24 protein-coding genes and 1 pseudogene are annotated in these 26,025 nt (G+C 70.8%); 13 read left to right on the top strand and 12 right to left on the bottom strand.

What is annotated here, in order from left to right; all coding sequences use genetic code 11:
* Positions 1–54 precede the first annotated feature (54 nt).
* Positions 55–1,518 carry an amino acid permease gene (locus tag ACTIF1_RS23005; RefSeq protein WP_439598789.1) on the top strand — a complete coding sequence of 488 codons (1,464 nt, stop codon included), beginning with the start codon at positions 55–57 and terminating at the stop codon, positions 1,516–1,518.
* Here the strand turns inward: ACTIF1_RS23005 and ACTIF1_RS23000 are convergent.
* The 6 genes from ACTIF1_RS23000 to iolG form a co-directional block, all read right to left on the bottom strand.
* The gene (locus ACTIF1_RS23000; protein WP_439598788.1) at positions 1,501–2,541 is read right to left on the bottom strand and encodes an ABC transporter ATP-binding protein; all 1,041 of its coding nucleotides are present in this window, start codon (positions 2,539–2,541) and stop codon (positions 1,501–1,503) included. The genes ACTIF1_RS23005 and ACTIF1_RS23000 overlap by 18 nt on opposite strands.
* Positions 2,542–2,546: 5 nt before the next feature.
* Complete coding sequence (locus tag ACTIF1_RS22995; RefSeq protein WP_439598787.1) at positions 2,547–4,730, bottom strand: ABC transporter permease; 2,184 nt, start codon at positions 4,728–4,730, stop codon at positions 2,547–2,549.
* A 30-nt stretch (positions 4,731–4,760) separates the two neighbouring features.
* The gene (locus ACTIF1_RS22990) at positions 4,761–5,795 is read right to left on the bottom strand and encodes an ABC transporter substrate-binding protein (protein ID WP_439598786.1); all 1,035 of its coding nucleotides are present in this window, start codon (positions 5,793–5,795) and stop codon (positions 4,761–4,763) included.
* A gap of 93 nt (positions 5,796–5,888) precedes the next feature.
* Positions 5,889–6,665 (bottom strand): inositol monophosphatase family protein, encoded by a 777-nt coding sequence (locus ACTIF1_RS22985; protein WP_439598785.1) that lies wholly within the window; start codon positions 6,663–6,665, stop codon positions 5,889–5,891.
* Positions 6,662–7,441, bottom strand: coding sequence for an SDR family oxidoreductase (locus tag ACTIF1_RS22980; protein ID WP_439598784.1), 780 nt, complete (start codon positions 7,439–7,441; stop codon positions 6,662–6,664). The genes ACTIF1_RS22985 and ACTIF1_RS22980 overlap by 4 nt, the downstream gene beginning before the upstream one ends.
* Complete coding sequence (iolG, locus tag ACTIF1_RS22975; RefSeq protein WP_439598783.1) at positions 7,438–8,424, bottom strand: inositol 2-dehydrogenase; 987 nt, start codon at positions 8,422–8,424, stop codon at positions 7,438–7,440. Before iolG ends, ACTIF1_RS22980 begins: the two co-directional genes overlap by 4 nt.
* A gap of 89 nt (positions 8,425–8,513) precedes the next feature.
* Here iolG and iolD point away from each other — a divergent pair, with 89 nt between their 5' ends.
* Together iolD and iolE are read left to right on the top strand one after the other, a co-directional pair.
* Entirely contained in the window at positions 8,514–10,352 is a 1,839-nt protein-coding gene (iolD, locus tag ACTIF1_RS22970) for a 3D-(3,5/4)-trihydroxycyclohexane-1,2-dione acylhydrolase (decyclizing) (protein ID WP_439598782.1), read from the top strand.
* Positions 10,353–10,357: 5 nt separating this feature from the next.
* Complete coding sequence (gene iolE / locus ACTIF1_RS22965) at positions 10,358–11,221, top strand: myo-inosose-2 dehydratase (protein WP_439598781.1); 864 nt, start codon at positions 10,358–10,360, stop codon at positions 11,219–11,221.
* On the opposite strand, the gene ACTIF1_RS22960 is transcribed toward iolE, so the two are convergent.
* From ACTIF1_RS22960 to ACTIF1_RS22935, 6 genes are all read right to left on the bottom strand, one after another.
* Entirely contained in the window at positions 11,214–12,056 is an 843-nt protein-coding gene (locus ACTIF1_RS22960; protein WP_439598780.1) for a carbohydrate ABC transporter permease, read from the bottom strand. The two genes, iolE and ACTIF1_RS22960, sit on opposite strands and share 8 nt — an antisense overlap.
* Positions 12,053–12,928, bottom strand: a complete 876-nt coding sequence (locus ACTIF1_RS22955) for a carbohydrate ABC transporter permease (protein ID WP_439598779.1) — start codon at positions 12,926–12,928, stop codon at positions 12,053–12,055. Before ACTIF1_RS22955 ends, ACTIF1_RS22960 begins: the two co-directional genes overlap by 4 nt.
* 75 nt (positions 12,929–13,003) lie before the next feature.
* Positions 13,004–14,284, bottom strand: a complete 1,281-nt coding sequence (locus tag ACTIF1_RS22950; RefSeq protein ID WP_439598778.1) for an ABC transporter substrate-binding protein — start codon at positions 14,282–14,284, stop codon at positions 13,004–13,006.
* Between the two features lie 16 nt (positions 14,285–14,300).
* Entirely contained in the window at positions 14,301–15,584 is a 1,284-nt protein-coding gene (locus tag ACTIF1_RS22945) for an ABC transporter substrate-binding protein (RefSeq protein WP_439598777.1), read from the bottom strand.
* A 16-nt stretch (positions 15,585–15,600) separates the two neighbouring features.
* Positions 15,601–16,653: an ABC transporter ATP-binding protein gene (locus ACTIF1_RS22940; protein WP_439598776.1), complete on the bottom strand. Its 1,053-nt coding sequence runs from the start codon at positions 16,651–16,653 to the stop codon at positions 15,601–15,603.
* A gap of 123 nt (positions 16,654–16,776) precedes the next feature.
* On the bottom strand, positions 16,777–17,655 hold the full coding sequence (locus tag ACTIF1_RS22935; protein ID WP_439598775.1) for a LysR family transcriptional regulator: 879 nt from the start codon (positions 17,653–17,655) through the stop codon (positions 16,777–16,779).
* 123 nt (positions 17,656–17,778) lie between these two features.
* On the opposite strand from ACTIF1_RS22935, the gene ACTIF1_RS22930 reads away from it, so the two are divergent.
* From ACTIF1_RS22930 to ACTIF1_RS22885, 10 genes and pseudogenes are all read left to right on the top strand, one after another.
* A complete protein-coding gene (locus tag ACTIF1_RS22930; protein ID WP_439598774.1) occupies positions 17,779–18,756 on the top strand; it encodes a Bug family tripartite tricarboxylate transporter substrate binding protein in 978 nt (325 codons plus the stop codon).
* 14 nt (positions 18,757–18,770) lie between these two features.
* On the top strand, positions 18,771–19,553 hold the full coding sequence (locus ACTIF1_RS22925; protein WP_439598773.1) for an enoyl-CoA hydratase/isomerase family protein: 783 nt from the start codon (positions 18,771–18,773) through the stop codon (positions 19,551–19,553).
* The gene (locus ACTIF1_RS22920; RefSeq protein WP_439598772.1) at positions 19,550–21,586 is read left to right on the top strand and encodes an acetate--CoA ligase family protein; all 2,037 of its coding nucleotides are present in this window, start codon (positions 19,550–19,552) and stop codon (positions 21,584–21,586) included. The genes ACTIF1_RS22925 and ACTIF1_RS22920 overlap by 4 nt, the downstream gene beginning before the upstream one ends.
* 25 nt (positions 21,587–21,611) lie before the next feature.
* Positions 21,612–22,136 (top strand): crossover junction endodeoxyribonuclease RuvC, encoded by a 525-nt coding sequence (gene ruvC, locus ACTIF1_RS22915; RefSeq protein WP_439598771.1) that lies wholly within the window; start codon positions 21,612–21,614, stop codon positions 22,134–22,136.
* A gap of 151 nt (positions 22,137–22,287) precedes the next feature.
* A complete protein-coding gene (ruvA, locus tag ACTIF1_RS22910) occupies positions 22,288–22,914 on the top strand; it encodes a Holliday junction branch migration protein RuvA (protein ID WP_439598770.1) in 627 nt (208 codons plus the stop codon).
* Positions 22,911–23,960, top strand: coding sequence for a Holliday junction branch migration DNA helicase RuvB (gene ruvB, locus ACTIF1_RS22905; RefSeq protein WP_439598769.1), 1,050 nt, complete (start codon positions 22,911–22,913; stop codon positions 23,958–23,960). The genes ruvA and ruvB overlap by 4 nt, the downstream gene beginning before the upstream one ends.
* 15 nt (positions 23,961–23,975) lie before the next feature.
* Positions 23,976–24,407, top strand: a complete 432-nt coding sequence (locus tag ACTIF1_RS22900; RefSeq protein ID WP_439598768.1) for a YbgC/FadM family acyl-CoA thioesterase — start codon at positions 23,976–23,978, stop codon at positions 24,405–24,407.
* 106 nt (positions 24,408–24,513) lie between these two features.
* Complete coding sequence (tolQ, locus tag ACTIF1_RS22895; RefSeq protein ID WP_439598813.1) at positions 24,514–25,242, top strand: protein TolQ; 729 nt, start codon at positions 24,514–24,516, stop codon at positions 25,240–25,242.
* 3 nt (positions 25,243–25,245) lie between these two features.
* Complete coding sequence (gene tolR, locus ACTIF1_RS22890; RefSeq protein ID WP_439598767.1) at positions 25,246–25,752, top strand: protein TolR; 507 nt, start codon at positions 25,246–25,248, stop codon at positions 25,750–25,752.
* Positions 25,753–25,761: 9 nt separating this feature from the next.
* A pseudogene (locus tag ACTIF1_RS22885) lies at positions 25,762–26,025 on the top strand (hypothetical protein); the annotation flags it as partial.

The following is a 26,025-nucleotide window of genomic DNA, read 5'->3' as shown; positions in this document are numbered from 1 at the left end:
TGCAACCGCGGCGGTGCCGGGTGCCTGATGGGGGCGAAGGGCGGGGCGTGAAGCATGCGCGAGCAGGTCGGGCCGGGTGGTGTCACCTATGCGCCGGTGGCGGCGGGCTATTTTGAAAGCCGCGGGTTGCGGCGCCATGCGGGCGTCGCCTCGCTCTGGGCGCTCGGCGTCGGCGCCGTCATCTCGGGTGATTTCTCGGGCTGGAATTTCGGGCTCGGCGTCGGCGGCTTCGGCGGCATGCTGCTGGCCACGCTGGTCATCATGGTCATGTATCTGGGCCTGACCTTCAGCCTGGCGGAGATGTCCCCGGCGCTGCCGCATACCGGCGGCGCCTATTCCTTCGCCCGTGCCACCATGGGCCCCTGGGGCGGCTTCTTCACCGGCCTGGCGGAGAATGTGGAATTCGTGCTGACGCCGACCGTCGTGGTCTTCTTCATCTCGACCTATATGGGCGCGATCTTCGACACGCCGGGCTGGGCCATGCCGCTGTGGTGGCTGGGCTTCTATGCCGCCTTCCTGGCGCTGAACATCTGGGGGGTGGAGCTGTCCTTCCGCGTCACGCTGGTGGTGACGCTGCTGGCGCTGGCAGTGCTCGCCCTGTTCTGGATCTCGGCGCTGCCGCATTTCCGCTGGGACTTGGCGCTGAACATCCCGCCCGCGCCGGGCCAGACGGCCTTCCTGCCCTTCGGCCTGGGCGGCGTGCTGGCAGCACTTCCCTTCGCCGTCTGGTTCTTCCTGGCGATCGAGCAATTGCCCCTAGCGGCGGAGGAAAGTCATGACCCGCAGCGGGACATGCCGCGCGGCATCCTGGCCGGCATGGCAACCCTGGTGGTCACCGCCTTTCTCACCCTGGTGCTGACCGCCGGCATCGGCGGCGGCGCGGCGGAGATGGGCCAGTCCGCCGAGCCGATCCTGGACGGCTTCCGCGCCATCTACGGCAGCGACTTGGCGCGGCTGCTGGCGCTCGCCGCGGTCATCGGGCTGGTGGCCAGCTTCCACACCATCCTCTTCGCCTTCGGCCGGCAGATCTATTCGCTGTCCCGCGCCGGCTATTTTCCGCGCGCGCTGTCGCTGACGCATCCCACCCGCAAGACGCCGGTGGCGGCGCTGCTGGCAGGCTCGGCGCTTGGGCTGGCGATCATGCTGATGGTCTGGCTTGCGGTGGGGGAGGCGGGGGCCACCACCATCATCGGCACCACCCTGCTGAACATGGCGGTCTTCGGCGCCATGCTGTCCTACCTGATGCAGGCCATCGCCTTCATCCGGCTGCGGCTGAAGCGCCCGGATATCGCGCGGCCCTATCGCAGCCCGCTCGGCATCCCCGGGGCGGTGGCGACGGCGACCATCGCGCTGCTGACGCTGGCCTGGCAGGTGCAGGACCCCGCCTATCGGGCCGCGGTGCTGCCGGTGGCGGGCTGGATCGCGGTGGGCATGGCCTATTTCGCCCTGCGCGGCCGCCACCGCCTGGTGCTCTCGCCCGAGGAAGCCTTCGCGATGCGCTCAGGCGGGGGCGCGTAGCGGGATCACGCGGTCCAGCCGGCAGGAGACGGCCTCGCCCATGGCGAAGGCCGGGCTCGCCGCCGGCGTCACCACGAAGAGCATCCCGGCCGCCGTCTCCACCTCGTATTCCCGGGTCTGGCCGAGGAAGGCGGCGCGCTGGATGCGGCCGGGCAGGCCGGGCGCGCCCTCCGGCTGCGGCAGGATGGATTCGGGGCGCACGGCGATCTGCGCAGGGCCCGCGGGATGCGCCCGCATCGTCACATCGAGAGCCACGCCGCCGAGGGCGATGCGGCCCGGCCCCAGCACCTCACCGGCCAGCACATTCGCCTCGCCCATGAAGTCCGCGATGAAGGCATCCGCCGGGTCGTCGTAGAGTTCCACCGGCGTGCCCATCTGCGCGATGCGCCCGGCGCGCATGACGCAGACCAGGTCGGAGACGGCCAGCGCCTCCTGCTGGTCATGCGTCACATAGACGACGGACAGGCCGAGCTTGCGCTGCAGGTCGCGGATATCCTCCCGCACCCGGCGCCGCAGCCGCGCGTCGAGATTCGACAGCGGCTCATCGAAGAGCAGCACCTTGGGCCGCAGCACCAGCGCGCGCGCCACGGCCACGCGCTGCTGCTGGCCGCCCGAGAGTTCGGAGGGCAGGCGCTGGCCCAGCCCCTCAAGCCCCAGCGTCTTCAGCATGGCCGTGGCCTCGGCCTCCGCGGAGGCCTTGCGGGCACCGTTGACGACGAGGCCGTAGGAGACGTTCTCCAGCACGTTCATATGCGGGAACAGCGCATAGGACTGGAAGACCATGGCGATGCGGCGTTCGGCGGCGGAAAGCCCCGTCACGTCGCGGCCCTCGATCTCGATGCGCCCGCCCGTGGGCAGTTCCAGCCCCGCCACCAGCCGCAGCGTGGTGGTCTTGCCGCAGCCGGAAGGGCCGAGCAGCGTCACCAGCGCACCGCGCGGCAGGTCGAAGGAGACCTCGTCCACGGCGCGCACATTGCCAAAGGCCTTGGTCACGCGGTTGAAGTGGATGGCGACGTCGGACATTTGGGTCAGGCTCCGGCGTGCAGGACGGTGGGGGCGGTGGCGCGGCGGCCGAGCTGGGCGCGGCCGACCAGGCGCTCGATGATCAGCACCGTCGCCAGCATGATGACGATCAGCACGGTGGAATAGGCGATGGCCAGCGCCATCTCGCCGGCCTCGACGCGGCCGACGATATAGACGGTGGCGAGGTTGTGCCGCGCCGAGACCAGGAAGATGACGGCCGAGACCGCCGTCATCGCATGCACGAAGCTGAAGGCGAGCGAGGTGACGATCGCCGGCCGCAGCAGTGGCAGCACCACGCGGCGCAGCGTGGCGAAGGCGCCGCCGCCCATGGTGGCGGATGCCTCGTCCAGCGACTTGTCGATCTGGGCCAGGGCCGCGATGCCGCCGCGCACGCCGACCGGCAGGTTGCGGAAGACGAAGCAGATGACGAGGATCAGCGCCGTGCCGGTGAGTTCCACCGGCGGCACGTTGAAGGCCATGATGTAGGAGACGCCGACCACGGTGCCGGGGATGGCGAAGGACAGCATGGTCATGAATTCCAGCCCGCGCCGGCCGGGAAAACTTTGGCGCGCGATCAGCCAGGCCAGCAGGATGCCGAGGCCCGCCGTCAGCGGCGCGGAGATGGCGGCCACCTGGATGGTGGTGAAGAGGCTGTTCCAGGCGCTGCCGATGAAAGCCGGTCCGTCAAACCACCCGATCTCGAATCCGGTGCCGAGATGGCGCCAAGTAAACGACAAATCGCCGCGGCCGATGTCATGCACGAAGCCGCCGACCAGGATGATGCCATAGACGGCGGCGGTGAAGATCATCCAGGGCCAGGCGACCGCGGCGCAGGTGAATTTCAGCCCCTTGGGCAGCGGCGCGGGAATGCCGCTGTCGCCCTTGCCGGTGACGGTGGTGTAGCGCCGCTTGCCGAGCCACAGCGCCTGCAGCGCGAAGGCGCCGAAGGTGATGGCCAGCAGCAGCAAGGCGAGCGCCGCGGCGCGGCCGGGATCATGCCGCGCGCCGGCGATGGCGAAGAAGATGCGCGTGGACAGCACGTCGAAATCGCCGCCCAGCACCAGCGGATTGCCGAAATCCGCGAGACTCTCGACGAAGCCCAGCAGGAAGGCGGCGGCGAGTGCCGGCTTCAGCAGCGGCCAGGTGACGGTCCGGAAGACGCGCATGCGCCGCGCGCCCATGGTGCTGGCGGCTTCCTCCAGGCTCGGCGAGATCGCGCGCAGCGCGCCGTCCAGCAGCAGGAAGGCGATCGGCGCCTGGGCCAGCACCTGCGCCAGCAGCACGCCCGGCAGGCCGTAGATCCAGCGGCTGCGCGGAATGTCGAACCAGTCCCACATCCAGCCGGTGACGATGCCGGTGCGGCCAAACAGCAAGATCAGCGCCAGCGAGACGACGAAGGGGGGCGTGATCAGCGGCAGGATGGTCATGGCGCGGAAGGCGCCGCCGCTGAGTTTGCCGCGTGCCCCGCCCCGCACCGCGAGCAGCGCGAAGGCGAGGCCGAGCAGGGTGGAGATCACCGCCGTCAGGCTCGCCAGCAGCAGCGTGTTCCAGACCACGCCGCAGCCGGCATGGGTGGACAGACAGGCGAGGCTCCAGGCCTCCGGCGCCACCAGCCTTGCGCCGAAGGCGGCCGGCGCCAGCCGGCCATCCTCGTACAAGGCGGCGGAGAGCATGTTCACCAGCGGCAGGAAGACGAAGAGCAGCAGCAGAAACCCGCAACCGCTGACCAGGAAGGCCACGAAGGCATCGGCGCCGAAGCGGCCGCGTGCCGCCTGGCCGGCGGCGAAAAGGCCGATGCCGCCCGCCAGCACCAGCAGCGCGCCCCAGCCGAGCGAGCCCTGTGGCGGCGGCGCGCCGAGCAGCGGCGCCAGCCAGGACCAGTGCAGGCCGTTGAGCCCGATGGCATAGCCGGCGCCGAAGACCACCAGCACCAGACCGGCGCCGATCCAGGCAAGACCCGCCTCCGCGCGGCCGCGCAGCAGCGCAGGCGCTGCCAGCGCCAGCAGCAGCGCGACCGGCCAGAGCCACCAGCGCGAGCCATCCAGCAGCAGCGCCACCAGCGGCGCCGCGGGGCCGCCCGGCCAGGCCGCGAGCTCCGAAAACCCATCCTGCAGGCCATGCCAGGGGGCGAGGAACAGTCCCAGCGTCGCGCAGATCAGCGCGGCGCGGGCCAAGGTCAGGGCGCCCATGTCAGAGCCTGTTCGGGAGGAGGATGAGGCTCAGCGCGCCCCCGCGCGCACCTCACGCTCCCACCGCGTGATGACGCGCGTGCGTTCCGCGGCCGAACCCCAGCGGGCGAAATCGTAGTCGATCAGGCGGATGTTCTCGAAGCGCGGCGCCTGCGGCGGGATCGGCGCATTGCGGTTGGAGGGCAGCTGATAGGCATTGGCCGGCCCGGCCAGGCCCTGCGCCTCCGGCGACAGCGCCCAGTCGTAGAAGCGCCGCGCATTCTCCATGTTCCGCGCGCCGCGGATGATGGACATGGAGCCGATCTCGTAGCCGGTGCCCTCGCAGGGGGCGACGATCTCGACCGGCGCGCCGGTTACTTTCTGGGCCACCGCATCATGCAGGAAGGTGATGCCGACCAGCGTTTCGCCGGTTGCGGCCGCACGCGCCGGCGCGGCGCCGGAGCGGGTGTACTGGTTCACGTTGCGATGCAGCGCGCGGAGATAGGTGAAGGCGGGTTCCTCCCCCAGCACCTGGATCAGCGTCGCCAGCATGGTGTAGGCGGTGCCGCTGGTATTCGGGTCCGCCACCTGGATCTCGCCGCGGAATTCCGGCTTGGCGAGATCCACCCAGCAGGTCGGCGCCGCGATGCGCCGGCGGGCGAGTTCCGGCGCCGAATAGGAATAGCCGAGCGCGCCGGCATAGATGCCGATGGTGCGGAACTGCGCCTGCTGCGCCTGGCGCGTCGCCCAGTCGTGCAGTTCGGACATGCGGGGGGAGCGGTATTCGGCCGTGAGATTTTCCTCCGCCGCCTGCATGTGGGGGTCGCCGGTGCCGCCCCACCAGATGTCGCCGCGGGGATTGGCGGCCTCGGCGCGGATCTGCGTCATGGTCTCGCCGGAGGATTTGCGCGTCATGGCGACCCGCACGCCGGTGGCGCGCTCAAAGGCCTGGACCATCGGGCGGCACCATTCCTCCTGCACCGAGCAATAGACGGTCAGGTTGCCTTGGGCGCTGGCGGCGGCGGGCAGGAAGGCTGCGAGGGATGCTGCGAAGCCGGCAGCCAGAAGGCGGCGAGGGGTGGTCATGGACGGGGAACCTCCGAGGGGACGGCCGGCGTTATGGCGCCGGTCCGCTAGTCCGTTTGTGACAGTGCAGTTAAGGCCGCGACGCCGCGCGGCTCAAGCCTGCATCAGCGATTCCAGCGCGGCGCCCAGCCCGGGCGCGCCGATGCCCACAGGATTGCCCTCGGCGATCCAGTCGCCGCTGTCGAATCCGTTGATCCAGCAGCCGGCTTCCCGCGCGATGGCGACCGCCGCGCAGGCATCCCAGGAATTGATGTGCTGCTCGATATAGCCATCCAGCCGGCCCACGGCGGTCTCCACCAGCCCCAGCGTGCCGGACCCGCCGACGCGCAGCCCCGCGCCCTGCGCCATGGCGCCCTGCGACAGCCGATGAAAGACTTCCAGCGGCTTCCGCATGGACCAGCCGACCTCGATGATGGCGCGGCGCATGTCGGTGGTGGTGGCGGGGCGGATCGGTACGCCGTTCAGCGTGGCGCCGCAGCCCTCGGCGCCGACAAAGACTTCGGCCGGCGCGTAGCGGGCGATGGCGCCGAGAACGGCGCGGTTGCCCTGCGCCATGCCGATGGAGACGCACCAGCGGTCGCTGCCGCGCGAGAAGTTGGAGGTGCCGTCGATCGGGTCGAGGATCCAGACCGGCCCGTCGCCGACCACCGCGCCGCCCTGCTCCTCCCCGATGATCGCGTCATCCGGAAAATGTTTTGCCAGTTCGCCGCGGATGAAGGTCTCGGTCGCGCCATCGGCCTCGGTGAGAAAATCCTGCGCGCCCTTGAAGGTGGTCTCGGCCATGCCGTTGGCGCGCATGCGGAAGGCCAGCGCGGCGGCTTCCCGGGCGATGCCGGCGGCGATCGCCATGCGGTGCTTGAGGTCGGTCACTCATAGGCTCCCATGACATTCTGGTCGAAGTCGATCAGCGCGCCGGTCATCATCTCGGCGGCGTCGGACAGCAGGTAGGTGGCGAGGCCCGCGACATCCGCTGGGCGGATCAGCCGGCCGAAAGGTTGTGTGGGTTCGGCGGTCTCGCGCCAATCGGGCGGATTGCCGTCCTTCGCCTGGATGGCGTGTTCGCCGGGCGTATCGGCCCAGCCGAGATTGATGCCGTTCACGCGGATGCGGTGCGCGCGCAGCCCGTGGGCGGTGTTCTTCGTCAGCGTCGCCAGCGCGCCCTTGGAGGAGGCATAGCCGGTGAGGAAGGGCTGGCCGCCATGGCTCGACATGGTGATGACGTTGACCACCGCGCCCGGCTTCTTCTCCGCCACCAGGCGCCGCGCAAAAGCTTGGGTCAGCAGAAAGGGGGCGCGGGCGTTCACGGCGAAGAGCCGGTCCCAGAGCGCGACGTCGGTATCCAGGATGGTGCCGCGATCAGTCAGGCCGGCCGCGTTCACCAGCCCGTCGATCAGGCCGAGCGCCGATTCGGCCTGCGCCAGGATGCCGGCCGTGGCCTCGGCATCGGCGAGATCCGCCGCGACGAAATGCGCTTCCGTGCCCAGCCCGCGGAGACGCGCCACCACCTGCGCGCCGCGGGCCGCGTTGCGGCCGGTGATGCAGATGGCCGCCGCCCCGGCTTCGGCCGCGGCCAGCGCCACGCCCTCGCCGATGCCCTGGGTGCCGCCGGTGACAAGAATGCGGCGGCCGGGCAGCCGGATCTTCACAGCCGCACCACGCGGCCTTCCGCCATGGAGCGCAGCGCGGCATCGGCCAAGACCAGCGCCTGCCGCCCATCCGCGGCGCCGACGGGCATCGGGGTGCCCTTGGTCACCGCCTCGATGAAGGCGAGCATCTCGGCGCGATAGGCCAGCGCATAGCGTTCCAGGAAGAAGTGCAGCGGCTTTTCGGTGGAGACCGCCTGAGCGTCGGCCTGTTCCACGGTGCTGCCCACGCGATTGCCCGCGATCAGCCGGCCGAGGCTGCCATGCACCTCCACCCGCTGGTCGTAGCCATAGGATGCGCGGCGGCTGTTGTTGATGGTGGCCAGGCGGCCGCTGGCCGTCTTCAGCACCACCATGGCCGAGTCGATATCGCCCGCCGCGCCGATCTCGGGATCCACCAGGTTGGAGCCGGTGGCGAAGACCTCGGTGGGCTCCTCGCCCAGCATCCAGCGCGCCATGTCGAAATCATGGATCGTCATGTCCCGGAACAGCCCGCCCGAGACCTTGATATAGGAGACCGGCGGCGGGCCGGGGTCGCGGCTGGTGATCACCACCTGCTCCACCGCGCCGATCGCGCCGGCCTGGATGCGGCGGTGCAATTCCGAAAAATCCGGGTCGAAGCGGCGGTTGAAGCCGACCAGCATGGGCACGCCCGCCTTGGCGACCGCGGCGAGGCATTCATCGACGCGGGCGAGCGACAGGTCGATCGGCTTCTCGCAGAAGATCGCCTTGCCGGCGCGCGCCGCGGCGATGATCAGCCCGGCATGGGTGTCGGTGGAACTCGCGATGATCACGGCGCCCACCTCGGGGTCCGCCAGCGCGGCCTCGGTGGTTGAGACCTTGGCGCCGTGGCGCTCGGCCAGGGCCTGGGCGGAGGGGGCGTGGACATCCACCACGTGGCGCAGCCGGCCCAGGCCGCTGCCGGCCAGGCTATGGGCATGGATGGCGCCGATGCGTCCGGCGCCGAATTGTGCGAAATGCAGCATGGTGTTTCCTGGCTGCCCGCTTGTGGGGCATGTCATCAAACCGTAACTCTGCCCCGGCTCGCCGCCAATGACGTCCAGGACCTGAATCCATGGCCACCATACGCCTGACCGCCGCCGAGGCCACCTGGCGCTTCCTGGCCGCCCAGATGACCGAGCTGGAAGGGCGCACGGTGCCGATCTTCGGCGGCGTCTGGGCCATCTTCGGGCACGGCAATGTCGCGGGACTCGGCCCGGCGCTGCAGGCCATGGGCAAGGCCCTGCCCGCCTTCCGCGCCCATAACGAGCAGGCCATGGCCCATGCCGCCATCGCCTATGCAAAAACGCATGCGCGGCGGCGGATGATGGCCTGCACCACCTCCATCGGGCCGGGTGCGACCAATATGGTCACCGCCGCCGCGCTGGCGCATGTGAACCGCCTGCCGGTTCTGCTGCTGCCCGGCGACATTTTTGCCAGTCGCCAGCCGGACCCGGTGCTGCAGCAGGTCGAGCATTTCGGCGACGGCACCGTCTCGGCCAATGACTGCTTCCGGCCGGTCTCGCGCTACTTCGACCGGATCATGCGCCCCGAACAGTTGCTGGTGGCGCTGCCGGCGGCGCTGCGGGTGCTGCTGGACCCGGTGGAGTGTGGCCCCGCCACGCTCGCCTTCCCGCAGGATGTGCAGACCGAGGCTTTCGATTGGCCCACGGAGTTCTTCCGCAAGCGGGTCCACCGCCCGCGCGCGCCGGAGCCGGATAGGCACGAACTGGCGGAGGCCGCGGCGCGGCTCCGCGACGCCAAGCGCCCACTGATCCTGGCCGGCGGTGGCGTGAAATATGCTGGCGCGGAGGCCGGCCTGGCCGCCTTCGCGCATCGCCACGGCGTGCCGGTGGCGGAAACCCAGGCCGGCAAGGGCAGCCTGGCCTGGGACCATCCGCGCAATGCCGGGGCCATCGGCGTGACCGGCAGCGCGGCGGCGAATACCCTGGCGGAGAAGGCCGATGTGATCCTGGCGGTCGGCACAAGGCTGCAGGATTTCTCGACCGGGTCCCGCGCCCTGTTCGGCCAGGCCGCGCTGATCGGCCTTAATGTCGCCGGCTTCGATGCGGGCAAGCACGGCGCGCAGCCGCTGGTCGCCGATGCGGCGCGAGGGCTGGCCGCGCTAACCGCAGCGCTCGGCAAATGGGAGGCGCCGCGGCCCTGGCAGGAACGCGCCGTGACGGCGACCGGCCGCTGGCATCGCAGCGTGGAGCGCATCACCGCCGCGCCGAAGCCGCGCGCGGAAGGGCTTCCCTCCGACGCACAGGTGCTGGGCGCGGTGAACCGGGCCATGCCCGCGGACGGCATCGTGGTCTGCGCCGCCGGCGGGCTGCCGGGGGAGCTGCACAAGCTGTGGCGGGCGACCGATGCGGCCAGCTACCACCTGGAATACGGCTTCTCCTGCATGGGCTACGAGATCGCCGGCGGGCTGGGCGTGAAACTGGCCGCGCCGAGGCGGGAGGTGGTGGTGCTGGTGGGCGACGGCAGCTACCTGATGATGAACAGCGAGATCGCGACCAGCGTCGCGATGGGCGCCAAGCTGACCATCGTGGTGCTCGACAATCGCGGCTTTGGCTGCATCAGCCGGCTGCAGAAGGGCACCGGCGGCGCGCCCTTCCTCAACCTGCTGGCCGATGCCGCGCCGCGCGTGGATTTCGCGGCGCATGCGCGGGCCTTGGGCGCGCAGGCGGTGAAGGTCGCGAACGTCGCGGAGCTGGAAGCGGCCTTGCCCAAGGCGCTGTCCGCCAAGCGCACCAACGTGGTGGTGATCGACACGGACCCCGTCGCCAGCACGGCGGAGGGTGGCGCCTGGTGGGAGGTGCCGGTCTCAGCGGCTCCCCGCGGCGCGGCGCAGGAAGCCGCCCGGAAAGACTACGAAACCGCCCTGCGGAAGCGGGGCAGCGGAGCGTGACGCGGATGAAAGTGCGGCTCGGGATCAATCCCCTGACCTGGACGAATGACGACATGCCGGAGCTCGGCGCGGAAACCCCGCTCGAGACCTGCCTGGCGGAGGCGAAGCTGGCGGGTTTTGCCGGCCTGGAGCTGGGCAACAAGTTTCCCCGCGTCGCGGGGCAGTTGCAGCCGATCCTTGACGCGCACGGCCTGGCGCTGGTCTCCGGCTGGTATGGCTCCAACCTGCTGGAGCGCGACGTGGAGGCCGAGATGGCCGCCGCCGAGCCGCATATCGCGCTGCTGTCGGCGCTGGGCTGCACCGCCATGGTGCATTGCGAGGTGACGGGCAGCGTGCATGGGGAGAAGGCCACGCCGCTGTCGCGTCGCCCGGTGCTGAGCGAGGCGCAATGGGCGGTGCTGCTGCCGCGGCTGGATGAGATGGCGCGGCGGCTGAAGGCGCGGGGCCTCGCCATGGCCTATCACCACCACATGGGCACGGTGATCGAGGCGGAATCCGAAGTGGACCGGCTGATGGAGGGCACGCGCGATGTCGGCCTGCTGCTCGACACCGGCCACCTGACTTTTGCGGGCGGCGACCCGGTGCGCGCGGCGGCTCGCCACTCGGCGCGGGTGGTGCATGTGCATTGCAAGGATATCCGTCCGGCCGTGATGGCGGATGTGAAGGCGCGCGGGCTGTCCTTCCTGGATTCCGTGCTGGAAGGCGTCTTCACCGTCCCCGGCGATGGCTGCGTGGACTACCCCGCCGTCCTCGCGCAGCTACCGAACTACGAAGGCTGGCTAGTGGTGGAGGCGGAGCAGGACCCGGCCAAGGCGCATCCGCTGACCTATGCGCGGATGGGCCACGACTACCTGGCCAGGATCACTTGATCCCGGCCCGCATGAAGGACTGCACGAACTGACGCTGGAACAGCAGAAAACCCAGTAGCAGAGGCGCGGAGGTCATCAGTGTCGCCGCGCTGATGATCGCCCAGTCGATGCCCTGGTCGGTGGAGGCAAAGACGGACAGGCCCACCGTCAGCGGCCGCGTCTCCACGCTATTGGTGATGACCAATGGCCAGAGAAAATTGTTCCAGTGGTAGGATACGCTGGTGAGGCCGTAGGCGAGGTAGGTCGGCTTCGCCAGCGGCACATAGACGCGCACCAAAATGCCGAGCGTGCCGCAGCCCTCCACCCGTGCCGCTTCCTCCAGCTCCTTCGGCACCTGCTTGAAGGTCTGCCGCAGCAGGAAGATGCCGAAGGCGCTGGCCATATAGGGCAGGCCGATGGAGAGGATCGTGTCCACCAAGCCGAGCGCCCGCATCGTCCTGTAGTTCTCGACCAGCAGGATGTCCGGCATGATCATCAGCTGCACCAGCACCAGCCCGAACAACACGCCGCTCCCCCAAAAAGCCGCGCGGGCGAAGGCGAAGGCGGCGAGGGTGCAGAGCACGAACTGCGCGGCCAGCACCATCGTGACCAGGGCGAAGGTGTTCAGGAAGTAGCGCGCGAAGGGCGCGGCCTCCCAGGCCGCGGCGAAGTTGGACAGCGTCAGCGGCGCGAAGAGTTCGAAGCGAGTCGCATAGCCGGTGGGGTGGATCGCGGCCCAGACGGCGTAGAGCAGCGGCGCCACCCAGACCAAGGCCAGCAGCCAGGCGGCGGCCGTCTCCAGCAGCGTGCCGAGGCGGGGCAGAGCAGGGGCCTGCGTCGTCGTGGTCGCGCTCATCGGTAGTGCACCCGCTTGGCGGCGAAGAGGAATTGCAGCGCGGCGGTCAGCGCCAGGATCACCAGCAGCACCACGGTCAGCGCCGCCGCCGTCGCCGTGTCCCAGAAGCGGAAGCCGAGGTCGTAGATCACGGTCAGCAGCAGCGCCGTCGCATTGTCCGGCCCGCCGCGCGTCATGACGATGATATGGTCCACCAGGCGGAAGCCGTTGATCACGGCGTTCACCGCGATGAACAGCGTCGTCGGGCCCAGCAGCGGCAGGGTGACGCGGAAGAAGACGCGGGTGCGCGAGGCACCCTCGATGGCCGCCGCCTCATACAGGTTCGGCGGAATCGCCTGCAACGCGGCCAGGTAGAAGATCATGAAGAAGCCGGCTTCCTTCCAGACGGCGACGGCGATCATCGCGCCCAGCGCGGTCTCCCGCTGGCCGATCCAGTTGGTCGGCCCCCAGCCGAACAGCGCGCGGGTGATCTGGTCCAGCAGCCCGTAATCGGGCGTGTAGAAGAACAGCCAGAGGTTCGCGACGGCGATCATCGGCAGCACGGTCGGGGTGAAATAGGCGATGCGGAGCGCGGTGCGGCCGGACAGCTTGCCATTCACCCAGACCGCCATGGCCAGTGACAGGCCGATGGAGAGCGGAATGGTGGCGCCGGCGTAGATCAGGTTGTTCCACAGCGCCTGCCAGAAGACCGGGTCCTCGGCCAGCGCCAGGTAGTTCTCGGCACCGATGAAGCGGGCGGGGCGGTTGGCGCGTGGCGTGGAGAAGAAGGAATGCCAGAGCGTGGCGACCGCGGGGTAGTGGGTGAAGCCGATCAGCAGCACCAACGCGGGCGTCAGCATCAGCCAGGCGTGGAGGGTGGTGCGGGATGGCATCGGGTTCTTTCGATCTTGGGCTGACCCCCTCACCCAACCCTCTCCCCCTGTCCGGGGGAGAGGGCTTCAGAGGGATCAGGCGCGGCGGAAGGGGCGCAGCACGCGGGTGGCTTCGGCTTGCGTGTCGGCCATCGCCTGCTGCGCCGACTTGCCGCCCGACAGCATGGCCTGCAGGTTGTCGTTCAGCGCCTTGTAGACGCGCTGGTTCTCGAAGGTGGAGAGCTCGCCGGTCGCGACCGGGATCTGGTCCTTGGCGACCAGCGCGGCCGGGAATTCCTGCGTGTAGCGGCGCAGGCTTTCGGTCTCCCAGGCATCCGGCCGCGTCGCCAGGTAGCCGGTCTTCATGCACCAGTCGGCCGCGACTTCCGGCGCGGCGACATAGCGCGCGAAGCGCAGCGCGGCGGCGCGCTCGGCGGGCGAGGCGTTCTTGAAGATGTACAGATTGCCGCCGCCCACCACGGTATGCGGGCCTTCCTTGCCCGGCAGGCCGGCCACGCCGAAGTTGAAGCGGGCATTGGTGCGCATGTTCGTCAGGTTGCCGGTGGTGGACCAGATCATCGCCGCCGTCTGGTTCAGGAAGTCCGGTGCCAGCACGCCCCAATCCGTCACGCCCTGCGGCGTGATGCGGCTGTCGAAGGCCAGGCCGCGCCAGAAATTCGCGGCCTCGATCGCGCGCGGATCGGTGAAGTAGGTCTCCGTGCCGGCATCGTTCATCAGCTTGTGCCCGACCTGGTTGGCCATGGCGCCAAAGGTCCACTGGCCGTTGCCGGCGCTGTTGGACATCTTCACGCCCCAGCGGCCGTCGGCCGTCAGCTTGCGCCCGGCCTCGATCAGCTGCGCCCAGCTCCGCGGCGGCGCCTCCGGGTCCAGTCCGGCGGCGCGGAACAGGTCCTTGTTGTAGTAATAGACGGCGGTGGACCGCTGGAAGGGCACGGACCAGGTCTTACCCTCGGCCTTGCTGTTCGCCATGAAGGCGGGGAAGAAGCCGCTGGTCCAGGCATTCAGGTCGCCGGCGCCCTCGATCTCCTCGAAGGGGGCGAGGATGTCCATGTCGCGCAGGCTGTGCAGCTCGGCCGCCAGCAGCACGGAGAAATGCGGCCCGCTGCCGCCGCGGATGGCGGTGACGGCCTTGGTCAGCGTCTCGCCATAGGCGCCGGCATAGACCGGGTTCACCTTGATGCCGGTCTCGCGTTGAAACGCCTCGCAATAGCCGTCGATGATGCGCGGGATCGGGCCGCCGACGGCGATCGGGTAGTAGAAGGTCAGCTCCCGCACCGTCTGGGCGCGAAGCAAAGCCGGCGTGGCGAGCAGGCTGGCGCCGGCGATCAGCGCGGCGCGACGTGTGATCTGGGTCATGGGATGTCCCTCGTTCTCAGCGATAGCTGCGCAGAATGCGTTCGGCCTCGGCCTGGGCATCGGCCATGGCGGGGCCAGCCTGCTTGCGGCCGGTCAGCGCGGCCTGGAGGTTGTCGTTCAGCGCCTTGGTGACGCGCTGATTCTCCTGCGTCGAAAGTTCGGCGACCGCGAATTCCAGCTGGTCGCGCGCCACGGCGGCGGCGGGGAAGCCGGCCACATGCGCGCGCATCGCCGGCGTCTCGAAGGCCGCGGGCGTCACCGCCACATAGCCGGTGTCGATGCCCCATTGCGCGGCGCGTTCCGGCGTCGTCAGGAATTTCGCGAAGCGCACCGCGCCCTCGCGCTGGGCGGGGCTCGCCGACTTGAACAGATACAGATTGCCGCCGCCGGTCGGGCTGCCGCGGCGGCGTCCGGCGGGCAGCATGCCGACGCCGAAGGGGAAGGGGGCATTGGCGCGGACATTGGTGAGGTTGCCCGTGGTGGTCCACATCATCGCCACCTTGCGCTCGAAGAAGTCGCGCGGCGTGGTGCCCCATTCGACGATGCCCGTGGGATGCACGCGATGCCGCATGGACAGGTCCATCCAGTACTGCAGCGCCTCGGCCACCTTCGGGTCATTGAAGAAGGTGCGGTTGCCCTCGGCATTCATCAGCCGCGCATCGGCCTGCGTCGTCAGCCCCTGGAACAGCCAATAGGGGAAGCCGGAGGAGGGGATCTGCATGCCCCACTGGCTGGTGGCATCGCCCTGCCGCTTCGTCAGTTTCTGGGCGAATTCGATCTGCTGCGCCCAATTGGCCGGCGGCGTCTCCGGGTCCAGGCCGGCCTCGCGGAAGGCGTCCTTGTTCCAGTACATGACGACGGTGGAACGCTGGAAGGGAATGCCCCAGGTCTTGCCGCCCGTGCGGCTGTTCTCCAGGAAGCCCGGATAGAAGCCGTCCAGCCAGGCCTGGTCCGCGCCCGGCAGCCCATCCCAGGCCACCACCGCATCCTCGCCGATCAGGGTGAAGATATCGACCGCGAGCAGGCAGGCGAGGTGCGGCGCATCGCCGCCACGCATCGCCGTCAGCGTTTTTGTCAGCGTGTCCTGATAGGAACCGGCATAGATCGGGCGCACGCGGAAGCCCGGATGGGCGCGGGCGAAATCCTCGCAATAGCCATCGATGATGCGGGTGATCGGGCCGCCGACGGCGATCGGATAGTTGAAGACGATCTCGACGGGCGTTTGTGCGCGGAGCGCTGGCGCGGCCAGCAGCGGTGCGGCGGCCAGGCTGCCGAGCGCCAGGCGGCGGGTGAGGATCATGCGGGGGCTCCTGTCGTCAGGCGAAGACGGTTTCGCGCACCGGTTCCGGCAGGCGCCGTCCGGATTGCGCGTCAAAAAGGTGCAGGGCGGGCGGCAGGCGCAGGCGCAGATGCGTGCCGGCGGGCAAGGCGTGATGGCCGGGGATGCGCGCCTGCATCACCTCCGCCCCTTCGCCCACGGCGCAGGCCAGCACCGTCTCCGCCCCCAAAAATTCCGCGGCGAGGACGCGCACCGGCAGGCCGACGCCATCGGTCGGCGTCACTTCCTCCGGCCGGATGCCGAGCGTGGCGCCCGCGGCATTGGCCGGCGCCACGGCGAAACCCGGCGCACCGGCCACCTCCGCCCCCTGCGGCCCCGCCACCAGGCGCAGCAGGGACATGGGCGGCGTGCCGATGAAGCTGGCCGCGAAGGTGGTGGCGGGGCGGGCATAGAGCTCGGCGGGCGTCGCATCCTGCTCCACCTGGCCGTCCCGCATCAGCACCACCTGGTCGGCCATGCTCATCGCCTCGGCCTGGTCGTGGGTGACATAGACCATGGTGATGCCGAGGCGCTGCTGCAGCGCGCGGATCTCGCGCCGCATCTCGGCCCGCAGCTTCGCGTCGAGGTTGGAGAGCGGCTCATCCATCAGGCAGATCGGCGCTTCCGCGACCACGGCGCGGGCGAGCGCCACGCGCTGCTGCTGCCCGCCCGAGAGCTGCGCGGGGCGCCGGTCCAGCAGCTGCGACAGGCCCATCATCTGCGCGGTGCGCGCCAGCCTGGCGTCTCGCTCGGCGCGCGCCACGCCGCGGGCGCGCAGGCCGAAGACGATATTCTCCGCGACCGAGAGATGCGGGAACAGCGCATAGGACTGGAAGACCATGGCGATGCCGCGCGCCGCCGGCGCCAGCCCCGTCGCATCCCGCCCATTGATGAAGACCTGGCCGGCGGTCGGCGCCTCCAGCCCCGCCAGCACGCGCAGCAGCGTGGACTTGCCGCAGCCGGAGGGGCCGAGCAGCACGAGGAAGGTGCCGGGTGCGGCCGAGAGCGTGACGTCACGCAGCGCCTGGGCGGCCCCGAAGGATTTGGCCACCCCGTGAAGACGGAGCTGACCCTGGGTGGCGGGGCGGTCTGGCATGCCGGGCGTTTAGCCTCTTGTAATGACAGTGCGATGACAGATCGAGGTTAGCGCCATGACAGCGCGGAAGGCGATCCCCTATCGCATGCTGCGCCGCGGCATGGCGGCGACTTCATCCAGCAGCCAGTCGCGCAGCGCCTCGCCACCACCGCGCGGCGCACCGGGCGGCAGCAGCAGCCAGTAGTGGTCGCCGGTCGCGGCGGAGACGGGTGACAGGCGCCGCAGCCGGCGGCGCCGTACCTCCTCCTCCACGAAATCGGGCGTGCAGATGACGGCGCCCAGCCCCTCCAGCGCCGCCTGGATGGCGAGCGAGGTGCTCTCGAAGAGCAGCGGCGGCGCGGCGGGCGGAGTGAGGCCGGCGGCGGTGCACCAGCTGCCCCAGTCGCGCGGCCGCACCCGGCTGCCGAGCCAGGTCAGCCGATCGAGCCCCTGGCGCGCGGCGGCGGGCGCGGCGAAGGGCGCCACATGCACCGCCTGCAGCCGCACCGCGCCGCGCATCGGTGGCGTGCCGGCCGGCGCGGTGCGGATCGCCGCATCCAGACCCTCCCGCGCGAAATCCACGGCGGGGCTGGTGGAGGTCACCACCTCCACCTCCAGCCCCGGATGCCGGGCGCGAAAACGGGGCAGGCGGGGGATCAGCCAGCGCATGGCCCAGGTGGTATAGGCGCGGATGCGCAAGGGCGCCGCTGCTGCGCCACGCAGTTCCAGCGTGGCGGCGGCGATGCCCGCAAAAGCCTGCTGCAGGGCGGCGGCATAGCGCAGCCCCTCCTCGGTCAGCCGCAGCGCATTGGCGCCGCGATGCACCAGCGTCACGCCGAGTGCGGCCTCCAATTCCCGGATGCGCCGGCTGATGGCGGGCTGGGTCAGGTTCAGCCGGGCGCCGGCGGCGGTCAGGCTGCCGGTTTCCGCCACCAGGGCGAAGGTCCGCAGGGCGGCGAGGGGCGGCAGATGGTCCATGCCCCAGCATAACCCGGGCTTGGGGTAGGGCAAGAAATCCAGGCTGGCGCGCGCCGCGCCGCCACGCCAAACAGGGCGATGCGCAGGCCCGCCCGAAGGCCCGCCACCACTGGAGGACATCCCATGATCACCCGGCGACACGCCCTGATGGGCCTGGCGGCCCCCATGCTCCTCAGCCGCGGCGCCGCGGCCCAGAGCTTCCCCAACCGCCCCATCCGCATGGTCATCCCCTTCACCGCCGGCGGCAGCAACGACGTGGTGGGCCGCATGCTCGGCGACGCCATGGCGCAGCGCCTGGGCCAGGCCGTGGTGGTGGAGAATCGCGGCGGCGCCGGCGGGCTGCTGGGCAATGACGCGGTGGCGAAGGCGGAGCCGGATGGCCACACCATCCTGCTCGCGGGCTCCGGCAGCTTCGTGATCTCCTCCCTGGTGCAGCCGCGCCTGCCCTATGACCCGGTGCGGGATTTCGCGGCCATCGCCTATCTCGGCGCCTCGCCCAATGTCATCACCATCCATCCCAGCCTGCGCGCCACGAACCTGCGCGAGTTGCAGACGCTGGCGAAGGCGCGGCGGGAGCCGCTGCGCTACGGCACGCCGGGCGTCGGCACCAATGGCCATGCGCTGGGCGCCATGATCGGCGTGGTGCTGGGCATCGAGATGGAGCCGATCCACTACCGCGGCACCGGCCCCGCGCTGAACGACCTGCTCGCCGGCCGCGTCGACCTGCTGACCAACGCCTCCGCGCCGCTGCAGCCGCATATCGAGGCGGAGAAGATCCGCGCCATCGCCATCGCCGGCCAGTCGCGCAGCGTGGCGCTGCCCAACCTCTCCACCAGCGTGGAGCAGGGTTTCCCGGAGCTCGACAGCGCCACCTGGTACGGCTTCCTCGCGCCGGGGGCGACGCCGCCGGACCGCATCGCCGTGCTGCATGCCGCCGCCGTCGCCGCGATCAACCAGGAGGATGTGAAGCAGCGCCTGATCGCCGCCGGCGTCGACGAGATCGCGCCGAGCCCCGAGCCCGCGCATTTCACCCGCCTTCTCGCCTCGGACCGCGAGCGCTGGTCGCGCGTGGTCGAGCGCGCCAATCTCCGCGTCCAGTAAAGGCCTTTTGCGACATGTCCGACGCCATCCTGCTGACCACCGAGGCCGGCATCGCCACGCTGACGCTGAACCGGCCGAAGGTGCGCAACGCCATCGACGATGCCATGCGCGGCGAGATGATCGCGGCGCTGGAGGCGGTGGCGGCGGACCCGGCCATCAAGGCGCTGGTCGTCACCGGCGCCGGCAGTGCCTTCTGCGCCGGCGGCGATGTGCGCGGCATGAAGAACCGGCTGGAAGCGCCGCCCGAGGAGGTCGCCATCAATGGCTGGCGCCGCCAGGCGCGCACCCATCGCGCGGTGACGCTGCTGCACCACATGCCGAAGCCGGTCATCGCCGCGGTGAACGGCCCGGCCGCCGGCCTCGGCGCCGATGTGGCGCTGGCCTGCGACTTTCTGCTGTGCGGCGAATCCGCCAGCTTCACCATGAGCTTCCTGGCGCGCGGGCTGATTCCGGACGGCGGCGGCATGTACTTCCTGCCGCGGCGCGTCGGCCTGGCGCGGGCGAAGGAACTGGTCTTCACCGCGCGTCGCGTCGATGCGGCGGAGGCGCTGAGCATCGGCCTGGCCGATCGCGTGGTGCCGGATGCGGACCTCGCCACGGCGGCCCAGAGCTGGGCGGCGGAGATGGGCACGCATTCCATCGCCGCGCTCGCGCTCGCCAAGGCGACGCTCGACCGCAGCCTGGAAAGCAGCTTCGAGAATGTGCTGGCCATCGGCAGCCAGAGCCAGGCGATCTGCTACACCACCGCCGAACACCGCGCCTCCGTCGCCGCCTTCCTCGAGAAGTCGAAGAAGTGAGCGCGCTGCAAAGCCTGCTGCGGCCGCGCAGCGTGGCGGTGGTCGGCGCCTCCGCCGACGCCACCAAGACCGGCGGCCGCCCCGTGGGCTATCTGCTGCGGCACGGATTTTCGGGCGATGTCTGGCCGGTGAATCCGCGCGCGACGGAGATCGCCGGGCTGCCCTGCTACAAGGATGTGGCGAGCCTGCCCGGCGCGCCGGATGTGGGCATCGTGCTGGTGGGGCCGGAACGCGCGGAACAGGCGGTGCGGGACCTGGCGGCCAAGGGCTGCAAGGCCGCCATCGTGCTGGCCGGCGGCTATGGCGAGACGGGCGAGGAGGGCGCGGAAAAGCAATCCGCCCTGAAGCGCGCGGCCGGGTCCATGCGCCTGCTGGGGCCGAATACCATCGGCGTGGTGAACCTGACCGACCGGATCGTGCTGAGTGCCTCCGGCGCCCTGGAATTCGAGAAGCTGCCGCCCGGCGGGCTCTCCGTCGTCTCCCAATCCGGCGGCATCCTGGGGGCGCTGCTGTCGCGCGGCGCGGCGGCGGGGATCGGCTTCGCCAAGCTGGTGGCCACCGGCAACGAGGGCGATATCGAGGTCGCCGAGGTGCTGGATGCGCTGGTCGACGACCCCGCGACCACCGCCATCGCCCTGTATCTGGAAGGCCTGCGCAACCCCGCGCGCTTCCGCGCGGCAGCCCTTCGGGCCGCCGCGGCGGGCAAGCCGGTGGTGGCCTTCAAGGTCGGCCGCAGCGAGGCCGGGGCGCTGGCCGCCATCTCCCACACCGGCGCCATGGCCGGGGCGGACCGGATCTATGACGCCTTCTTCGCCGGCCTCGGCGTGATCCGGGCCGAACGCTTTTCGGACCTGCTCGAAGTCCCCGCCGCGCTGGCGCAGGGCCGGCGCGCCGCCGGCTTCCGGGTTGCCGTGCTGACCTCGACGGGCGGGGCCGGCGCGCTGGTGGCGGATGCGGTGGGCCTGGCCGGCGGCAGCCTGCCGGCGCCGGATGCCGCCGTGCGCGAGAAGCTGTCGGCCCTGCTGGGGGAGGCGCCGGTCGGCAATCCGGTGGACGTGACCCTCGCCGGGGTGCGCCCCGACCTGTTCCGCGGTGCCATCCGCAGCCTGCTGGACAGCGACCTCTATGACTCGCTGGTCGTCGTGGTCGGCAGCTCCGCCCTGGCGCAGCCGGAGCTGGTGGCTGAGGCCATGATGGAAGCGCGCGGCGATTCGCAAAAGCCGGTCATCGCCTATGTCAGCCCGCATGCGCCCGCCATCGCCGCCGGGCTGAATGCGCGCGGCGTGCCCGCCAGCACCACGCCGGAGGGCATCGCCGCCATCCTCGCCGGCCTTTCGCGCCCGGCCTTCCGTCCCGCCGAATCCCGCCCCGAGCCGGCACCGATGGGCCTGCGCCACGGCAAGCTGAACGAGGCCGAGAGCAAGGCGCTGTTCGCCCATTACGGCATTGCCGCGACGCGCGAGGTCAGCGCCGCGACACCCGCCGCCGCCCAGCAGGCTGCGGAACACCTCGGGCCGCGCCTGGTGGTCAAGCTGCTGGCGCGCGACCTGGCCCATAAGTCCGATATCGGCGGCGTGGTGCTGAACGTGACGCCCGACCGCGTGGCGGAGGTCGGCACCGCGCTTCTGCAGAAACTGCCGGAGGCCGAGGGCCTGCTGGTGCAGGAACAGATCTCGGGCGGCATCGAGATGATTCTGGGAATCGTCCGCGACCCGCATCTGGGCAGCGCCGTGCTGCTGGGCGCCGGCGGCACCGCGGCCGAGGTCTTTGGGGACACGCAACTGCGCATGCTGCCCCTGTCCCGCGCGGATGCGGAGGGCATGGTGCGCGGGTTGAAGATCGCCCGCGTCCTCGCCGGTTTCCGCGGCGCGCCGCCGGCCGATGTGCCGGCGCTGGTGGAGGCCGTGCTCGCCTTTTCCCGCATGGGCGAATCCCTGGGCGAGCGGCTGCTGGAGGCGGAGATCAACCCGCTTTTTGTCCTGCCGGAAGGCCAGGGGGTGCGGGCGGCGGATGGGCTGGCGGTGCTGGGGTAGGGGCGGCCTTCTGCTATGAAGGCGCATGGCCACCCACCCGATTCGCATCCTCGGCCTCGACCCGGGCCTCCAGCACACCGGCTGGGGGCTTGTGGAGCATGACGGCTATCGCCTCCGCTTCTGCGCGGAGGGGGTGGTCTCCACCCACTCCGGGGACGACCTGCACCACCGCCTGCTGACGCTGCACAACGGCCTGGCCGCGGTGATCGCCGCCCAGTCGCCGGATGAGGCTGCCGTCGAGCACACCTATGTCGCCCGAAACCCCGAATCGGCCCTGAAGCTCGGCCAGGCGCGCGGCGTCGTGCTGCTGGCACCGGCTTTGGCCGGACTGGTGGTGCGGGAATATGGCGCGATGGAGGTGAAGCGCGCCGTGGTCGGCAATGGCCATGCGGCGAAGGAACAGGTCCAGGCCATGGTGCGGCACCTGCTGCCGGGGGTCACCTTCAAGCGCGCGGATGCCGCGGATGCCCTGGCCATCGCCATCTGCCATGCGCATCACCGCAGCACCCGGAACGCGTTTTCGGCGGCGGTGGCGAGGGCGGCGTCGTGAGGGCAATACTTCTCCCTCCCCCCCTCGGGGGGGAGGGTCGGGGTGGGGGGGCACGCGCACCGATCCTGCCGCGCCCCGCCCACCCAACCAGCCTTCGGCGTTGCGGCAGCGCCGCAACCCCCCCCCTGCGGGTGGAGAGGGCTATGCACCCATGATCGGTTCCCTCCGCGGCCTGGTGGAGTCCGTCGAGGACGGCGCCTGCGTGCTCGACGTGAACGGCGTCGGCTACCTCGTCCACTGCTCCCGCAAGACGCTGGACCGCCTGACGGCGCGCGAGGGCGTCCAGAAACTGCTGGTGGAAACCCGCGTCAGCCAGGACGCCATCACCCTCTTCGGCTTCTTCGACGCGACGGAGCGCGATGCCTTCCTCGCCCTGATCGAGGTGAAGACGGTCGGCCCCCAGAAGGCGCTGCTGGTCCTTTCCGGCCTCACCCCCGGCGACCTGGCCCGCGCCATCGCGGCCAAGGAACGCAAGCGCCTGGCCGATGTGAAGGGCCTCGGCGCGGCGACGGCCACCCGCATCGTGGATGAGCCCGCCATGCAGAAATGGGCGGTCGGCCGCGCCATGCCGGAGGCCGATGGCATCGGCGCCGGCGGCGCCATCCACGCCCCCGAACCGGCCGGGCCCCAGGCGGATGCGGTCTCGGCCCTGGTCAATCTCGGCTGGAAGCGCCCCGAGGCCGCCGCCGCCGTCGCCCGCGCCGCCCGCCGCATCGGCGATGACGCCGCCCTCGGCGCGCTGATCACCGAGGCGCTGAAGGAGATGGCGCCGCGATGAGCGAGAGCGAACGCCTGACGGCCGGCGCGCGGCAGGAGGAGGATGGCGCGGAGGGCAGCCTTCGCCCCCAGACCTTGTCCGACTTCATCGGCCAGAAGCCGCTGCGGGAGAATCTGCAGGTGTTCATCGGCGCCGCGCGGCAGCGCGCCGAGGCGATGGACCATGTCCTGCTCTTCGGCCCCCCCGGCCTGGGCAAGACCACGCTGGCCCAGATCGTCTCCCGCGAGCTCGGCGTCGGTTTCCGCGCCACCTCCGGCCCCATCCTGCAAAGGGCAGGGGACCTTGCCGCCATCCTCACCAACCTGCAGCCGCGCGACGTGCTCTTCGTCGACGAAATCCACCGCCTGCAGCCGGCCATCGAGGAGACCCTCTATCCGGCGATGGAGGATTACTGCCTCGACCTCATCATCGGGGAGGGGCCGGCGGCGCGGACCGTGCGCATCGACCTGCCGCCCTTCACCCTGGTCGGCGCCACCACCCGCGCCGGGTTGTTGACCCAGCCGCTGCGCGACCGCTTCGGCATCCCGTTGCGGCTGCAATTCTACGAGGTGGAGGAGCTGCTGCTGATCGTCCGGCGTGGCGCGGAAAAGCTGGGTTTCGCGCTGACCGAGGACGGCGCGCTGGAAATCGCGCGAAGGTCCCGCGGCACGCCGCGCGTCGCCGGCCGGCTGCTGCGCCGGATCCGGGATTTCGCCCTGGTCTCCGGCCGCGCCGCCGATCGCGCCATGGTGGATGGCGCCCTGCTGCGGCTGGAGGTGGATGCGCTGGGCCTGGATGCCCAGGACCGCCGCTACCTCCGCCGCATCGCGGAACACCACAATGGCGGCCCGGTGGGGGTCGAGACCCTGGCCGCCGCGCTGGCCGAAAGCCGCGATACGCTGGAGGAGGTGGTGGAGCCTTTCCTGATCCAGGAAGGCCTGGTGCTGCGCACGCCGCGCGGCCGCATGCTGGGGGAGCCGGGCTGGCGCCACCTCGGCCTGATGCCGCCGCGCGCGATCGCGGCGCAACTGGACCTGCTGGCGAACGCTCCGCCCTTCGAGGAATAGGGCAGCGGCCGCGGGATGAACCAAATTTTGTCAGGGCATCGCCATACGATGCGCGTCTATTTCGAGGATACGGATGCCGGCGGGGTGGCCTATCACGCCAACTACCTGAGATGGGCGGAAAGGGCCCGCACCGAATCCTTGCGCGCCATGGACTTGCCGCACTCGCTTATGATGGCGCGTTACAACGCAATGCTCGTGGTGCGCCGCATCGAAGTGGAGTATGTGGCGCCCGCCCGACTCGACGATGCGGTGCAGGTGGCGACTCGCGTGAAGGCGGTGGGCGCCGCCACCCTCGACCTGGAACAGACCGTCCTGCGGGCGGATGAGGGGGGCGGTGAGGTGGTGTTGGCGCGGCTGCAGGTGGGCCTGGTCTGCGTCCGCGCCGATGGTTTGCGGCCGACCCGGCTGCCCGCGCCCTGGCGCGCGGCGCTGGCGGGGCTGGTCTGAGGTTTGGCCGCCCCGGCCCGGGGCGGCGATATTGGGACCCGCCGCGAAGGCGGCTGGATGAGGAGATTGCGCTTTGGGCAATGTGACCGCGCAGGCCCTGGCACCGATGGCGCACGACATGTCGCTGTGGTCGCTGTTCCTGCAGGCGGATTGGGTGGTGAAGGCCGTCATGGTCTCCCTCCTGCTCGCCTCCGTCTGGGTCTGGGCGATCGTCTTCGAGAAGATGACCGCCCTGCGCCGGGTGAACCGCGCGGCCGATGGCTTCGAGGACCGCTTCTGGTCGGGCGGCAGCCTGGAGGAGCTCTTCGCCAAGGAAGGCGAGCAGCCCACCAACCCCATCGCCGCCGTCTTCGGCGCCGCCATGCGCGAATGGCGCCGCTCCTCCGGCCGCGCCATGACCAGCGACCTGGCGGTGACCGGGCTGAAGGAACGCGTCGAGCGCGCCATGACGGTCGCCATCACGCGGGAGATGGACCGGCTGGAGCGCTGGATGGTCTTCCTGGCCACCGTCGCCTCGGCCGCCCCCTTCATCGGGCTCTTCGGCACCGTCTGGGGCATCATGAACAGCTTCTCGGCCATCGCCGGCATGCAATCGACCAACCTTGCGGTCGTCGCGCCGGGCATCGCCGAGGCGCTGTTCGCCACCGCCATCGGCCTGGTCGCCGCCATCCCGGCCACCATCGCCTATAACAAGCTGGCCTCCGACCTCGCCCGCTTCGCCGGGCGGCTGGATGCCTTCGCGGCCGAATTCGGCGCCATCCTCTCCCGCCAGTCGGAGGCCGCGGCCGCCGAGCCGGCGCGCCCGGCCTCCACCCGCCAGCCGGCGGAGGGCTGAGCCATGGCCGGCGGCACGATAGGCGGCAGGCAGGCGGGGCGGGGGCGGCGCGCCAGCTTCCGGCCGGTCAGCGAGATCAACGTCACGCCGCTGGTCGACGTCATGCTGGTGCTGCTCATCATCTTCATGGTGGCGGCGCCGCTGATGACGGTGGGCGTGCCGGTGGACCTGCCGCGCACCCAGGCCTCCAACCTGAACCAGGAACAGGACCCCATCACCATCTCCGTCACCGCCGAGGGCGCGGTCTTCCTGCAGGAGACGGAGGTGCCGCTGGACGGGCTGGTGGCCCAGCTGCGCGCCATCATGGCCAGCAACCAGCAGCAGGCCGGCCAGCCGGAGCGGCGCATCTTCGTGCGCGGCGACCGCGCCATCAACTACGGCCGGGTGATCGAGGTGATGGGCACGGTCAGCGCTGCCGGATTTTCCCGCGTCGCGCTGCTGGCCGAGAGCCCACAGGGCGCGCCGGGGGCGCGGCCCGCCGCCCCCGCCGCCCGCCCGGCGGGGCGCTGAGCCAAGCCCTTGTCAGGCCTTCTCCTCCACCCCGCGGATGATGACCGGGCGCTGAAGCGCTGGGCGGGGGTCTCGCTCGGCCTGCATGTCCTGCTGGGCGTGGCGGGCCTGCTCTATGGCTATGTCCGGCCGCTGCCGCCGCCGGTCGAGATGGCGATGACGGTGGAATTCACCTCCGCCGAGCCGCCCGCCCAGGCGCGCGGGGAGGTGCCGGCCCCGGCGGCGCCGGCCGAGACCGTGCCGGCGCCGCCCGATCCCTCGCCGCAGCCGCCG

Origin of the sequence: Falsiroseomonas sp., from assembly GCF_051860665.1 — a bacterium.
In the GTDB taxonomy this organism is placed as follows: Bacteria; Pseudomonadota; Alphaproteobacteria; order Acetobacterales; family Acetobacteraceae; genus Falsiroseomonas.
The sequence above is the reverse complement of the archived record's forward strand: the minus strand, read 5'-3'. Positions and strand labels throughout refer to the sequence as shown.

What these genes read in the sequence shown, in the direction of transcription:
- ACTIF1_RS23005 (WP_439598789.1), top strand. Translation starts at nt 55, where the DNA reads ATGCGCGAGCAGGTCGGGCCGGGTGGTGTCACCTATGCGCCGGTGGCG.
- ACTIF1_RS23000 (WP_439598788.1), bottom strand. Translation starts at nt 2,541, where the DNA reads ATGTCCGACGTCGCCATCCACTTCAACCGCGTGACCAAGGCCTTTGGC.
- ACTIF1_RS22995 (WP_439598787.1), bottom strand. Translation starts at nt 4,730, where the DNA reads ATGGGCGCCCTGACCTTGGCCCGCGCCGCGCTGATCTGCGCGACGCTG.
- ACTIF1_RS22990 (WP_439598786.1), bottom strand. Translation starts at nt 5,795, where the DNA reads ATGACCACCCCTCGCCGCCTTCTGGCTGCCGGCTTCGCAGCATCCCTC.
- iolG (WP_439598783.1), bottom strand. Translation starts at nt 8,424, where the DNA reads ATGCTGCATTTCGCACAATTCGGCGCCGGACGCATCGGCGCCATCCAT.
- iolD (WP_439598782.1), top strand. Translation starts at nt 8,514, where the DNA reads ATGGCCACCATACGCCTGACCGCCGCCGAGGCCACCTGGCGCTTCCTG.
- iolE (WP_439598781.1), top strand. Translation starts at nt 10,358, where the DNA reads ATGAAAGTGCGGCTCGGGATCAATCCCCTGACCTGGACGAATGACGAC.
- ACTIF1_RS22960 (WP_439598780.1), bottom strand. Translation starts at nt 12,056, where the DNA reads ATGAGCGCGACCACGACGACGCAGGCCCCTGCTCTGCCCCGCCTCGGC.
- ACTIF1_RS22955 (WP_439598779.1), bottom strand. Translation starts at nt 12,928, where the DNA reads ATGCCATCCCGCACCACCCTCCACGCCTGGCTGATGCTGACGCCCGCG.
- ACTIF1_RS22950 (WP_439598778.1), bottom strand. Translation starts at nt 14,284, where the DNA reads ATGACCCAGATCACACGTCGCGCCGCGCTGATCGCCGGCGCCAGCCTG.
- ACTIF1_RS22945 (WP_439598777.1), bottom strand. Translation starts at nt 15,584, where the DNA reads ATGATCCTCACCCGCCGCCTGGCGCTCGGCAGCCTGGCCGCCGCACCG.
- ACTIF1_RS22935 (WP_439598775.1), bottom strand. Translation starts at nt 17,655, where the DNA reads ATGGACCATCTGCCGCCCCTCGCCGCCCTGCGGACCTTCGCCCTGGTG.
- ACTIF1_RS22930 (WP_439598774.1), top strand. Translation starts at nt 17,779, where the DNA reads ATGATCACCCGGCGACACGCCCTGATGGGCCTGGCGGCCCCCATGCTC.
- ACTIF1_RS22925 (WP_439598773.1), top strand. Translation starts at nt 18,771, where the DNA reads ATGTCCGACGCCATCCTGCTGACCACCGAGGCCGGCATCGCCACGCTG.
- ruvC (WP_439598771.1), top strand. Translation starts at nt 21,612, where the DNA reads ATGGCCACCCACCCGATTCGCATCCTCGGCCTCGACCCGGGCCTCCAG.
- ruvA (WP_439598770.1), top strand. Translation starts at nt 22,288, where the DNA reads ATGATCGGTTCCCTCCGCGGCCTGGTGGAGTCCGTCGAGGACGGCGCC.
- ruvB (WP_439598769.1), top strand. Translation starts at nt 22,911, where the DNA reads ATGAGCGAGAGCGAACGCCTGACGGCCGGCGCGCGGCAGGAGGAGGAT.
- ACTIF1_RS22900 (WP_439598768.1), top strand. Translation starts at nt 23,976, where the DNA reads ATGAACCAAATTTTGTCAGGGCATCGCCATACGATGCGCGTCTATTTC.
- tolQ (WP_439598813.1), top strand. Translation starts at nt 24,514, where the DNA reads ATGGCGCACGACATGTCGCTGTGGTCGCTGTTCCTGCAGGCGGATTGG.
- tolR (WP_439598767.1), top strand. Translation starts at nt 25,246, where the DNA reads ATGGCCGGCGGCACGATAGGCGGCAGGCAGGCGGGGCGGGGGCGGCGC.